This window comes from Winogradskyella sp., assembly GCF_045105575.1.
GTDB lineage: Bacteria > Bacteroidota > Bacteroidia > Flavobacteriales > Flavobacteriaceae > Winogradskyella.
In genome coordinates, this window is the sequence record NZ_JBGCDQ010000009.1 from 14,938 (window position 1) to 27,945 (window position 13,008).

Below are 13,008 nucleotides of genomic sequence, written 5' to 3' on the forward strand. Positions count from 1 at the left end.
TGTTGTTTTTATCCTGCAAGGTTTCAAAAACCTTGTAGGGATTGTTTTATGATAACGAACCAAGTGTTTACGACCTTCTAGATTCGAGTTGATTATTTTTTAGACCTTTCAGGTTTCCTTTGTTATCCGAAGCTTTAAGCGAAGGTTAAAAACCTGAAAGGTCTGGTACATAATTATACGCTTGTTAATTGTCTGTTATAAGCTGAGAGAATCTCACTTTCAAATTGCGTGTAAAACTCAGGGTCAAAATTAGCTTCAGAAAGATGGTTCATCACATAATCAACATCGCGTTTTTCTGTTAACCATTTGTCAAAAGTTTCGTGTCGCATTCTAATGCCAAAGGTATTGATGCCTAAAAATTCATTAGTGGCTTTATGATAAGCGACTGTGATGCATTTGGTGTCATCGTCATGTTTCCAGTGAAAATGTTGCTCGTATTCTGGTCTGCCGCGTTCAGCAAACACCCAACCATAGGTTTGGTATTCAATATCTAAAAACTTTGCTGAATTAAACCAATGGCCTGGTTTGTATGCCATTCGGTTGCCGCAAATGGTTTGCGCTAAAGTTTCACCCATCATACGTCCTGTGTACCAAACCGCTTCAATAGTTCTGCGGTTTCCAATGGGCTCATGTTGTTCTGCACAATCACCAATGGCATACACATCCGGAATGTTCGTTTCTAGAAAACGATTCACTTTAACACCACGACCCGTCTCAATGTCTGAATCTTTTATAAAATCAATATTTGGCGTGACTCCTGCCGTTAAACCAACCACATTACATGCTAATTCTTCGCCAGTTTCCTCAATGATCACAGATTTTACCTTGCCGTTTTCGTCTGATTTTATTTCTTTCAAATTGGTAGACAATCGTAAATCGATATGGTGATTTTTAATATGTCTATTAATCATTTCACTTTCGCCTTCTGGTAATACGCCATTCCAAAAACTAGATTCACGCACTAAAAAGGTGACCGGAATACTTCTAGAATTCAACATTTCTGCTAATTCAATGCCTATTAATCCACCACCAACAATAACAGCGCGTTTACAGACGTCTTTATTAGGCGCTTGTTTTTCTAAGTTGTCTAAATCTTGTTTATGGTACATGCCCATTACGCCTTCTAAATCTTGTCCTGGCCAACCAAATTTATTAGGCTTGCTTCCTGTGGCAATAACTAATTTATCATATTTAAGTGTATCGCCTTCTGCAAAATGAAGTGTTTTTGATGCAGTGTCAACAGTTTTTACATACCCTTTTTTAAGGTCGATACGGTTTTTTTTCCAAAACCAGTTTTCGTAAGGTTGGGTGTGTTCAAACTTCATATGTCCCATATACACGTACATTAAGGCGGTACGTGAGAAGAAATAATCAGTCTCAGCAGAGACAATGGTGATTTTTTTATCGGATAATTTTCGGATGTGTCTGGCGAGTGTAACTCCAGAAATTCCGTTACCTATAATAACGACATGTTCCATAGTGATTTTGATGGTTAGTTAGTGCTTGGTCGGTACTAAAGATAGAAACTTAATTCTAATTTTTAATTTAGAAAGAATTTAAATTAAAAAAGAGTGTAAGGTTTTATCGTACAGTGAGACGTTCAGTTTTTTTTAAAGTTTTTGTAAGTCACTGATTTTATGTGCGACAGAAGAGCCATCAACTAGATAAAGTCAATTCAAATATTATGAAATTATATACTTTTTTATTCGCACTCTCTTTAACGATTACTATGAGTGCACAGAATTTAGAGACCTTCTTGTCAAAGACCAATACTTTTATGAATCAACATGTTAAAGACGGAAAGGTCGCATACGCGGTTATTCATAAAAATCAAACCGAATTAAATGATATTTTAGAAATTGGAGAAGGTATTTCTATACAAAAATCAGATGTTAATAACTACCAAGCCTTTTGGATTAACGCTTATAACATTGCTGTAATTAAGGGTGTTATTGACAATTACCCGACAAAATCTCCCTTAGATAATAAAGGATTTTTCGATAAGACTACTTATAATTTAGGTGGTAAAACTATTACACTAAACGATATTGAACATAAGTTGCTAAGAGGGAATTTTAAAGATGCACGCTTTCATTTTGTGCTCGTTTGTGGTGCTATTGGTTGTCCGCCTTTAATTGATAAAGCGTACATGCCAAATACCTTAGATGCGCAATTAGAGGAACAAACTAAAATTGCTATTAATGGTAGTTTCTTAAAAGTGAATGCCAAAAAGAAAAAAGTAGAAGCCTCTAAAATCATGGAATGGTACAAAGAAGATTTTACTATGAACGGCACCACAGAAATAGATTTTATAAATGCTTACAGAACAGAAAAAATTCCTGAGAACGCAAAATTGAGTTATTTCGAATACAATTGGAATTTAAACAAACAGTAAAATCCTTTTAAAGAAAAGGATCTCAAATTAGATCAAACCAAACAAAAAAAGCAATGATAAAAAAAGTAAGCGTTTTAGTAATGGCAATGGTGATGTCATTAATCGGATTTTCACAAGAAGATGACGAACAAGAAAAAAGTGTCATCCAAGAATACACGCCATCTAAATTATTGAATAAAGGGCAATGGGATATTAAGTGGTTTAATAACCTTTATACCGAAACGTCCGATTTATTTGGCCCTAATGGCGATAAACGAGATATTCCTAGGAATACATTTTTCACGTCAAGTGTTGATATTTTCACAGGAATCTCGGATAATAATAATTTCAATGTTGGTCTTTTACTAGAGTTTCGCTCTAATGTTGAATCAAACGCATTAAACGAGAGAGGTGCCCTTGATGTGTTTTCATTTGATGGAGAGCGTGGTTCAGCGCGTTCTGGATTTACCTCATTTGCTCCCGCTATTAAGTTTAATCCTATTAAGTCTGTGAGCAATTTTACTATACAAACGGCATTTCATATTCCATTAATTGATAATGAATCGGAAGATCCAGTTTTTGATCCAAATGGTAATGAAATTAATGGAGGTGTATTTTTAGACCAAGACGGTTTCATTTTTCAAAACCGTTTTTTTTATGATTACAGTTTTGCAGGAGGCGATTGGCAATTATTTACAGAGTTGAATACAGAATATAATTTTGGTGAGCAGGCTAGTTTTGCTTACAACAGCTTGCGATTAACGCCTGGTGTATTTTTAAGTTATTTTCCAACTTCTAAATTTACCGTATTAGGTTTAGTGCAACATTTACAGCTCATTTCGTTTGGAGGTAATGATGCTGGAAACAACGATTTTAGTCAAGATGCAACGATTCTTGGTGGTGGTGCCAAATACCAATTAACGGACGAGTTAAACGTTGAATTTTTATATTCCAATTTTGTAAGAGGTACGGATACAGGTTTAGGACAAACATTTAATATAGGATTAAGAGCATTATTTTAAAGGATATCTCTAAATTAGTCACTTAATATAATTCTATGACTAATTTTAAGTGGTTGTTGTTCTGTTTGGTCTTAACATCCTGTTCTGCCCAAGAAGAGAAAATAAATGGTGTCAGTTTCGTAGCTTCAAGAGATGTTATTGACGAAACGCATGTCAATCCTGTGGTTGCAGTCAATGCAAATTATGCTGCAGTAATGCCTTTTGGGTTTATAAAAAATTTAGACCATCCTGAGATTATTCATAATACGGATAGGCAATGGTTTGGAGAAACCAGAGCTGGTGCTAAGCAGTATATTGAAGAACTTCGGAAGAAGAACATCAAAATAATGATAAAACCACAGATTTGGGTCTGGAAAGGTGAGTTTACAGGAGACATAATGATGACGTCTGAAGACAGTTGGAAAGAACTCGAAGACTCCTATTCTAGTTTTATTTTAGAATATGCAGCCTTAGCAGAAGAACTCAATGTCGCCATTTTGTGCATTGGTACTGAGCTTGAGTTATTTATAAAATACAGACCAGAATATTGGTTTCGTTTAATTGAAAACATAAGACGTACATACGACGGTAAATTAACGTATGCGGCAAATTGGGACGAGTTTAGACGCACACCATTTTGGGAGAAACTCGATTTTGTGGGTATCGATGCTTATTTTCCTGTAAGTGATGAAAAAACACCAACGGTTGAAGCGTGTTTAGAAGGTTGGAAAACACATAAACCCATCATTGAAAAATTATCAAAAACGGTAAATAAGCCTATTTTATTTACGGAATATGGCTATCGAAGCGTTGATTTTTCGGGAAAAGCACCTTGGATTTATGACCGAAATATGGGAGACGTGAATTTACAAGCACAAGTCAATACTACAACAGCACTCTATGACACCTTTTGGAAAGAAGATTGGTTTGCAGGTGGTTTTATTTGGAAATGGTTTCATAAACACGACGAAGTTGGTGGCGCAGACAATCCTATGTTTACTCCGCAAAATAAACCTGTTGAAGCGGTAATTAAAACGTATTATACAAGAAAAAAATAAAAATTCAAGAATTTATTGGTAAGGAGATTTAAGCTTAACGACTAAGTAAATTATTAGCTAGCACATGAAACAGCTTTTGTTTTTATTTTTTTTAGTAGCGTTACTAGGTAATGCGCAACAAAACACTGTGGCCGATTTGTCCATTCAGGGCAACAAAAAATTAAAATCTTCATTTGTAAAAAAGATCACACTTGTAAAATCAGGAGTGGCATTAGATTCTGCTGTGATTGAAGAAGATATGAAATTGTTAAAACGCTTGCCTTCCATTGCGCATGCTTATTATCAAGTATTTCCAGCAGAAGCACCCAACGCGTATAATGTCTTTTACAATATTGTAGAGAATTTCACCATTATTCCTTCAGCAAATGTATATACCACAATTGATGATGAATTTGCTTACCGTTTAGGTGTGTACGAATTTAATTTGTTCGGACAAAATATCATACTTGGTGGTTTTTATCAAAAAGATATCTTCGATTCTTATGCACTTAATTTTAGAGCCCCTTTTTTGTTTTCGCGTAAATTGGGCATGGCTGTAAACTTTCAAAATTTAACCACTTTAGAGCCAGTCTTTTTTGATAATACTACTGCGGATTATCGCTATAATAATGAATCGATAGAAGTTTTAGGACTCTATCAAATCAATTTCACCAATCGAATTGAATTCGGGTTAAACTTCTTTACGGAAGATTATGCATACCAGTCGGGAGCTTTAAATCCTAACGTGCCTCAGGCTTTGGTTGTAGAAAAGTTACTCTATAAACTCATTTACGAATACAACAATCTGAATTATGATTATCAGTATGTGGAAGGGTTTCGCAGTATTTTTAATTTTCAATATGTACATTCTAGAGACGATAAAAAATTACCCGATTTTTTAATTGGCTGGAATGATTTTCAATACTTTAAACGCTTCGGAAAAAAAGGCAATTGGGCAAATCGCATGCGCATCGGCTTTGCGACTAATGATGACACACCTTTTGCACCATTTGCAGTAGATAATAATTTAAATATTAGAGGTGTTGGTTTCTTGATAGACCGAGGGACAGGTGCTATTGTTTTGAATACAGAATACAGACACACACTGTATGAAAAAGATTGGTTTAGCTTACAAGGCAATGCTTTTGTAGATGCTGGAAGCTGGAGAAATCCAGGCGGTGACTTAAGTGATTTTGCAGATTCCGATAATTTAAGAATCTATCCTGGTGTAGGGTTGCGTTTTATCCACAAAAAAATCTTTAATGCTACTTTTAGAGTAGATTATGGTGTAGGGATTACGCCAAATTCGACTCAAGGATTTGTGTTTGGTATTGGTCAGTATTTCTAGTGAGACCCAAAACAAACAAGAGCTGCGCTCGCAGTTTGTTTTGCTGGTCGAACTAATCCCGTTGAAGAACGGGATCTCATTGTACTTTCCACAAAACATTAATTGTAGTTCACATTTTCTAATGAAGAAGAGCTGTGCTCGCAGTTTGTTTTGCTGGTGGAACTAATCTCGTCTAAGAATGGGATTTCATTAATGTTTCAAGAATCTATGAGTAGTTCATTTATCGTTTAAAGGCAAATAGTGCTTTGCTAGGCGTAAGTTTTGCTAATCGAACTCGTCATCTCGAAGAAAGGATTCTGTTTATAACTTTATTTATAAATCGAAAGCTTTAATTTCGTAAAAACAGAAAGAAATATGCGAACATTTGCAATAGGAGACATTCATGGCGGACTGAAAGCTTTAATTCAACTTTTAAATGAACTTAAACTCACTAAAGATGATGAACTTATATTTTTAGGAGACTACGTTGATGGCTGGAGCGAATCTGCGCAAGTCATTCAGTTTTTAATTGAACTGTCTAAAACTAACAATTGCATCTTCATTAAAGGTAATCACGATTTGTGGTGCGAGCAGTGGTTAAGAACCGGAGATGCAAACCCAGTTTGGCTAGCGCATGGCGGAAAAGAAGCTGTTGAAAGTTACCAGACGTTTTCCAAAGAAGATAAAAAACAACATTTATACTTTTTTGATAATATGCAATTGTTCCATATCGATGCTAAAAACCGATTGTTTATTCATGCAGGATTTACTTCAATGCATGGTGTAGAAAAGGAAATCCTTAAAGAAAATTTCTATTTTGACAGAACCCTTTGGGAAATGGCTTTAACGATGGATAGGCGTATTGAAAAACAGTCCGAATTATACCCAAACCGACTAAAACATTATTCTGAAATCTACATTGGACACACACCAACCACGAACTATAGAATATTACAACCTATGAATGCGGTTAATGTTTGGAACGTTGATACGGGAGCAGCTTTTACAGGTCCATTATCTGCAATAGATTTAGAAACCAAAGAAATTTTTCAGACTGATCGTGTGATGGATTTATATCCAAACGAAATGGGAAGGAATAAAAAACACTAAAATAAAATACGATACTTAGCATTTTAGCGTTTAGTTATTTGAACAAAAAAATCAAATTAAAAGTCTAACACTTAGGCCGTTTTTATATATTTGCGGCTAATTTAAAAACAAAGCAATATGAAAATTTTAAAATTCGTTTTATTTACAGCAGCAATGCTAACTTTAGCATCTTGTGGAGATGATGATGTTGATGCACCTAGCGTAGTTGAGTTAAACTTTGCCAACTTTGCAGGAACCTATGAAATTACATTTTTAGAAGGTTCTGAAGTTATCACTACACAAGCATCTGATGGCAGTACAATCTTTCTTGAGTCTGAAACATTTTCGGCAGGTACTTTTGATGATGCTGTTTACACATTTGATGCTAATGGCAACTATACTGCATCAGGTGCTTATGTGCTTACTTTTGTAGAAACTATTGGCAGTCAGGCGCCTGTGTCGGATACAGAAATTGAGACTTTAGATGGAGAAGAAGGATCTTATTCATTAAATGCTACCAATAGAACTATAACATTTGGTTTTGGGTCGACTGAGGATGTGACGTTTTTTGATGGAAATAATGTAACTGTCACGGGTAGTGATGTAGAGGTTTTTGAAGGTGATACTTACACGACCACCAACGAAATCCGTCTGGTAAGAATAAATTAATCACTCGCAAAAGCGACTTTAAGTTAAAAGCTGTCAATTTTTTTGACAGCTTTTTTTGTTTAACGGATATGTCTATGATAATAAGCCAACAAATCCGCAGCCGAAGCACCAAACCATTTTTTTACATAAATCGTCCAAAAATGATATTGAACCTTCCAAACTCCATGTTTTTTATACAAACGTGCCGAGGTTTTAATCTTTTTATTGATAACCACAAACTGGTTTCGTGCGTAGAGTTCGTTAATTAAGATGTTGTCTTCGTAAATGATGTAATTTTCATCATAACCGCCAATTTCATTAAATAATACTCTTGTTATAAACTGACTTTGGTCACCACCTCTGCAAGCACGCCAAGAAAATTGCGTGAACCAACTCGCTAATTTTAGCCACCAATGCGCGCTGTCAAACTGCATTCTAAAGCAACCTGCTGAATTTCCTTTTTGGACTTCATTAATTATAAGTTGATTAAAGTTTTTTGGTGGAGAGGAATCAGCATGAAGAAAATATAAAATGTTGCCTTTGGCTTCTTTTGCGCCAAGATTCATTTGTTTTGCTCTGCCTTTTGGAGAATTAATAAAAAGTATTTTTGAGTGATTCTCCAATGCTGAACTTGATTCTGCGTTTCTTTCATTGCTTATTAACGTTATGTCTGGTCGAGTGCAGTCGAGACTTTTAGTTGATTTTGAATTCATATCAGACCTACTAGGTTTTTGAAACCGAGTAGGTCTCAAAATATCCAAAGTCCCATCAGTACTACCACCATCAACCACAATAATTTCAGCAAGAGTGTCAGTGTCAGTATTTGCAATGAGATGTTTCAATAAATCACCAATGATTTCAACTTCATTTAAAACAGGAATAATTATTGAAATTTGGTGTTTACTCATTCAAATCCCAATTGTAATCCATAAAACTTTTTTTTGCTTTATTAGAAATTGTAACACCCGAATACTGATTTATAAAATCAATTAAACTGCCATGGTCTTCAAAATCTTTTTTAAACCATTTAAAGATTTTAGAGATTTCAATAGTGTTTTCTGACAGTTTGTTTTTCGAGGTATCTGCTAAAAATTCTTTAGTAGCTTTAGTTAGCTGCGCTTCTAAATTTGCAGCCGTAAACGCTTCGTTCTGTAATTTAGGACAAGATATGGAAGCACAAACGATGGCGAAATGAATACGAGGTTCGTTCATATTGCGTAAAATTTTGTGTTCAATATCATTAAGGTTTTGCCAAGTATCACCAAATTGCCAAAGCCGTTGATCCCAAGGGTCTTTAATGTCTTTAATGCTTTTGGTTGGGTAATTTCTAAGAATTAAATCGATGGTAAGTGCGTTGTAGGCATTAATCCAGTAGGCGAGTTTGTCTTTTTTATCCCAGTCTTCTGTTGGAAGGTTGTGTTTTAAATCATCTATATAAACTTGTAATTCTAGAGGGTTATGTTTAAAAGCTTTGTAGTCGACATTCCCATTTTTAGAAACGTTTTTCGAAAGTAAGATATTCCATCTGTTGTGATTGAACTCTTCTGGATAATAATGATCTGTAATTTTTACCTCCTCTAATTTAGGTGGTTTGGGTGGTTCTGGAACATTAGTTTTATCGTTGTTTGGTGTGTCTAGTACGGATGGAATTTCAACTATGTCTTTCACGTCAGTTACAGTAGCAACTTCTCTTACTGGTTCAGGTTGTGGTTCAATAGCTTTTTTTGTTCCAGAACATGAGAAAACAAATAAGCTTAATATTAAAATTGATACGTATTTCATGTTGGTTAAGAATTATGAGATGCTTCGCTTTGCTCTGAACGACAAATTACTTTTTTAATGGATACAATTCCTGACTCAAAAAATCTTTTGGAAATGTTTCATCACCTTCAAAACCCAATTCAATATCTCTACCATCGTGTGGTATATGAGCCGTTTTAAAAATATAATCCCAAATACTCAATGTTAGTCCGTAGTTAACACCATAACTTACATCGTTTGGTAATGTTTTGGCGTGATGCCAAATATGCATTTTCGGATTGTTAAAAATGTACTTTAAAATGCCATAATCCCAACCTAAATTAGCATGATTTAAGTGACCAACAGCAATGCTAAAAAAGTAAACAATAGCAACATCTTGCGAACTATAATTTGCAATAATAGCCAAAGGAATATATCGGATAGAATTATAAACTACAGGTTCCATCCAATGGTAACGTAAGTGCGCAGCAAAGCCCATTTGTTTCACTGAGTGGTGGACTTTGTGAAAATTCCAAAGCCAAGGCACACGATGCAGCAAGCGATGAGTATTCCATTGCACAAAGTCATTCACTAAAAAGAAAATTAATAAACCTAACCATTTTGGTAAATCGGTGGAATCAAATAATTGAAAGCTAGCTAACGATAATCCAATAACCGACAAACCATCATTAAAGAATTCTGCAACCGTATTTGACAACGCGATAAGTATAATGAGGTTAAGAATAAAGAAATTGAAAAACATATAAAACGTGTCTAACCAAAAATCTTTTCTAAATAACCCTTGTTTTTTTCGCCATGGAAATGCAATTTCAAGCAGCCAAACCACTATTGAAATTATTATAAGACCATAGAAGTAGTTATCCCAATGACTAAGGTCAATGAGCTCGTGTTTGAGATAATTCCAATATCCCGAATATGAGTTTTTTATGATGTTTATGTATTTTTCCATGTAACTTCCTGCGAAGGCAGGAATCTTTTTTAGTTCTATAAACTTTTTATCAATTCTTTAAATAATACAATCATATCAGGCTCAGCCTTACCAGCCATAGCAATAATTTCAGAAATATCAACAGGTTTTAAATCATCTGGATTACACTCATCAGTTAAAACAGAAACAGCAGCAGCTTTTAAACCCAAATGATTAGCAACAATAATTTCAGGTACGGTACTCATCCCAACCGCATCTGCGCCAATAATTTTTAGCATTCGGTATTCAGCTCGTGTTTCAAGCTGAGGACCAACCACACTAGCATAGACACCTTTATGTAATATGATGTTGTTTTGTTCGGCAATGCTTTCAAATTTTGAATTGATGCCAGCATCATATGGTGCGCTCATATCTGTAAAGCGTTCTCCTAATTCTGAAACTCCTTTAAAGGCCAAAGGTGAACCTCCTTGTAAATTAATATGATCGTCAATAAGCATTAATTCTCCTTTTTTGAAGTTGAGATTTATCGCTCCGGAAGCATTTGAAACTAACAAGGTGTTAATACCTAACTTCTCCATAATTCGTACAGGAAATGTGACATCTTGTAATGAATATCCTTCATAAACATGAAATCTTCCTTGCATCACCACTACTTTTTTTCCAGCTAATAAACCATAGATAAGTTTACCCTTATGAAACTCAACAGTTGCTGTAGGAAAATTGGGAATATGGTTATAACTCGCTTCGGCTAGTATATCAACGTCATCAATAAGTTGTCCTAAACCAGTGCCTAAAATGATGCCGACTTCTGGTTGGTCAAAACCTTTATTTTGAAGGTACTCTGTGCTTTCTATTATCAATTTAATCATTGAGTTGCTGTATTTTTTCTTGTAATTTTAGATTCGATTTATAAAAATCGGACGCAATTAAATCTTCGTAAGTGTCAATATCGTTTAGTGTACTAAGTAAATAAAATTTAATATTTTTACTTGACAATTCTAACATGGTTGTTACTAACAAATCAGGCTGACTCCAAGGTTTATTTGTGAAAATTGAAGCTTCGAGTTGAGACATGCCAACCAAATAATAACCACCATCTTCAGCTGGTCCGAAAACCACCTTTTCAGTTTCTAAAGCTTTCAAGCCATTCATTATATGTTTTGCATTAATATCTGGTAAATCAGAGCCGATGAGTACAATGTTTTCATAGCCATCTCTAAAACCATCTTGAAAAGCATTCAACATACGTTCACCTAAATCTGAACCAGATTGCACCGTTTTAAATTCATTTTTCCATTTGGAATCTACCACAGCGTTAGAAAAGTAAATACGTTTATCAACCTCTAAGGTTTCAGTTGCTTTTTCTGTAATTTTCACCAATTCGGAATACACTTCAAAAGCACCAACATCTCCAATAGTTTTAGCAAGTCTGGTTTTTACAGTACCCAGTTTAATGTTCTTTACAAAAACAATTACAAGTGATTTAGTCATATATCTTAATGCCTTTTAGTAGCCATTTACTCCAATCTTTAGAGAAGGCATGTACGTTATCAGTTTCTTTTTCTTCGGAATCAAAAACAGGAAAATCCTTATTTTTCCATTCAAAAATACCACCAAATAAATTATAAACATTGGTGTAACCTGCTTTTTTAAGCTGTTCAGCAATGTCTTCTGATCGGATGCCAAGCGAGCAATACACAATAATGGTTTGTGACGTGTCTGGCAGTGCTTCTGTAACGGTTGCTAAATTGAAATGATCATAACCGACGTGAATAGCATCTTCTAAATGACTGACATTGAATTCATTTAATTCTCTAGAATCCAAAAGAATAGCATCAGTTTTAGGCATGGCCAATTCTTCAACAGACATATAAGGCACAGATTCTGTGTTAAATTTCTTTAAGAGCTTTTTTATAGATTTTTGGCTGTGACCAAATGTGCTTAATAGCACAAAAGAGACTATAAATAATCGTTTCATTGTCGTTTAGTATAATTTACAGGTTTAACCTTACAGTTGTATCCGTTTTCCCTGTAATTTTTGTTCTGTTTCTGGTAAAATCTCCATGTTATCCCAAAGACCAGATACGATGGTTTTGGCATACGACTCAGGCAATAATCCATTTTGCATGAGTTGATGAGTTTCCTTATGATTGTAAGATAAGGTTCTAAATTCAAAATTAAAAGTGTCAGATGCATCATTTAGTATCGCATACCAAACATCTGTATTGCCATCGTTGGCAGGCATCCCAATAACGCCAGAATTTAACCAAAGCTGATCCTCGTTTTCATGATAAAACGGCAAGCCACAATGACCAGCAATGATGACCTCACTTTGTAACGCATCAAAATTAGGCTGTTTAATGTTCCAATGGGTTGATTTAAATACGAATTCAGAAATACCGAGATAAGAGCCATGCACCACTGCAATAGCTTTACCTCCAAAGGTGAATTTGATGTGGTCTGGAAGTGTTTGAAGATAATTTAATGAATCTTGCGATAATTTACTTTTCGCATAAGGATACCATTGTTGCGAAAAATTGTCGCATCGAGAGCCTTCTCTAAAATCGCAACCACAATCATCTGCATTATCACGTAATTGCAGCTCTACATTACCAATAATACTTTTGGGATTCCAGTTTTTGAAGGTTTGCAGCGTTTCTTCAGGTTGTGCACAATACCCAATAATGTCGCCAGTACAAATACAATTTTCAGCAGGAATACCTTCAGATGTAGCGATAGCTATTAAAGCTTCTAAAGCTTGAAGATTACTGTAAACACCTCCAAAGAGTAGAACTTTACCTGTTAATTTTCCTATGTTTTGAATCTGTTTATTCATGTTTAAT

At 34.9% G+C, this 13,008-nt stretch carries 14 protein-coding genes; 6 read left to right on the plus strand and 8 right to left on the minus strand.

Annotated features, from left to right (window positions below):
* Window positions 1-173: 173 nt before the first annotated feature.
* Complete coding sequence (locus AB8B52_RS01940) at window positions 174-1,478, minus strand: NAD(P)/FAD-dependent oxidoreductase (protein WP_406024703.1); 1,305 nt, start codon at window positions 1,476-1,478, stop codon at window positions 174-176.
* Window positions 1,479-1,684: 206 nt separating this feature from the next.
* On the opposite strand from AB8B52_RS01940, the gene AB8B52_RS01945 reads away from it, so the two are divergent.
* The 6 genes from AB8B52_RS01945 to AB8B52_RS01970 all read left to right on the plus strand — a co-directional run bounded on the left by AB8B52_RS01945 (window position 1,685) and on the right by AB8B52_RS01970 (window position 7,497).
* Entirely contained in the window at window positions 1,685-2,395 is a 711-nt protein-coding gene (locus tag AB8B52_RS01945) for a DUF547 domain-containing protein (protein WP_406024705.1), read from the plus strand.
* Window positions 2,396-2,448: 53 nt separating this feature from the next.
* The gene (locus AB8B52_RS01950; RefSeq protein WP_406024706.1) at window positions 2,449-3,396 is read left to right on the plus strand and encodes a hypothetical protein; all 948 of its coding nucleotides are present in this window, start codon (window positions 2,449-2,451) and stop codon (window positions 3,394-3,396) included.
* A gap of 35 nt (window positions 3,397-3,431) precedes the next feature.
* Window positions 3,432-4,433, plus strand: a complete 1,002-nt coding sequence (locus AB8B52_RS01955; RefSeq protein ID WP_406024708.1) for a glycoside hydrolase family 113 — start codon at window positions 3,432-3,434, stop codon at window positions 4,431-4,433.
* 64 nt (window positions 4,434-4,497) lie between these two features.
* A complete protein-coding gene (locus AB8B52_RS01960) occupies window positions 4,498-5,760 on the plus strand; it encodes an outer membrane protein assembly factor (protein ID WP_406024710.1) in 1,263 nt (420 codons plus the stop codon).
* Between the two features lie 354 nt (window positions 5,761-6,114).
* Window positions 6,115-6,849, plus strand: a complete 735-nt coding sequence (locus tag AB8B52_RS01965; protein ID WP_406024711.1) for a metallophosphoesterase family protein — start codon at window positions 6,115-6,117, stop codon at window positions 6,847-6,849.
* Between the two features lie 117 nt (window positions 6,850-6,966).
* Window positions 6,967-7,497 (plus strand): hypothetical protein, encoded by a 531-nt coding sequence (locus AB8B52_RS01970; protein ID WP_406024713.1) that lies wholly within the window; start codon window positions 6,967-6,969, stop codon window positions 7,495-7,497.
* Window positions 7,498-7,556: 59 nt separating this feature from the next.
* Here the strand turns inward: AB8B52_RS01970 and AB8B52_RS01975 are convergent, their stop codons facing one another.
* Genes AB8B52_RS01975 through AB8B52_RS02005 form a run of 7 tightly spaced genes read right to left on the minus strand, consistent with a single transcriptional unit; the run spans window position 7,557 to window position 13,001 of the window.
* Window positions 7,557-8,384, minus strand: coding sequence for a TIGR04283 family arsenosugar biosynthesis glycosyltransferase (locus tag AB8B52_RS01975; protein WP_406024714.1), 828 nt, complete (start codon window positions 8,382-8,384; stop codon window positions 7,557-7,559).
* A complete protein-coding gene (locus tag AB8B52_RS01980) occupies window positions 8,377-9,258 on the minus strand; it encodes a DUF547 domain-containing protein (protein WP_406024715.1) in 882 nt (293 codons plus the stop codon). Before AB8B52_RS01980 ends, AB8B52_RS01975 begins: the two co-directional genes overlap by 8 nt.
* Before the next feature lie 46 nt (window positions 9,259-9,304).
* Window positions 9,305-10,186 carry a sterol desaturase family protein gene (locus tag AB8B52_RS01985; RefSeq protein ID WP_406024716.1) on the minus strand — a complete coding sequence of 294 codons (882 nt, stop codon included), beginning with the start codon at window positions 10,184-10,186 and terminating at the stop codon, window positions 9,305-9,307.
* Window positions 10,187-10,221: 35 nt separating this feature from the next.
* Window positions 10,222-11,034, minus strand: a complete 813-nt coding sequence (locus AB8B52_RS01990; protein ID WP_406024717.1) for a purine-nucleoside phosphorylase — start codon at window positions 11,032-11,034, stop codon at window positions 10,222-10,224.
* Window positions 11,027-11,656 (minus strand): TIGR04282 family arsenosugar biosynthesis glycosyltransferase, encoded by a 630-nt coding sequence (locus AB8B52_RS01995; protein ID WP_406024718.1) that lies wholly within the window; start codon window positions 11,654-11,656, stop codon window positions 11,027-11,029. The genes AB8B52_RS01990 and AB8B52_RS01995 overlap by 8 nt, the downstream gene beginning before the upstream one ends.
* Window positions 11,649-12,143, minus strand: coding sequence for a rhodanese-like domain-containing protein (locus tag AB8B52_RS02000; protein ID WP_406024719.1), 495 nt, complete (start codon window positions 12,141-12,143; stop codon window positions 11,649-11,651). Before AB8B52_RS02000 ends, AB8B52_RS01995 begins: the two co-directional genes overlap by 8 nt.
* A 30-nt stretch (window positions 12,144-12,173) precedes the next feature.
* Window positions 12,174-13,001, minus strand: coding sequence for a metallophosphoesterase family protein (locus AB8B52_RS02005; RefSeq protein ID WP_406024720.1), 828 nt, complete (start codon window positions 12,999-13,001; stop codon window positions 12,174-12,176).
* Window positions 13,002-13,008 lie beyond the last annotated feature (7 nt).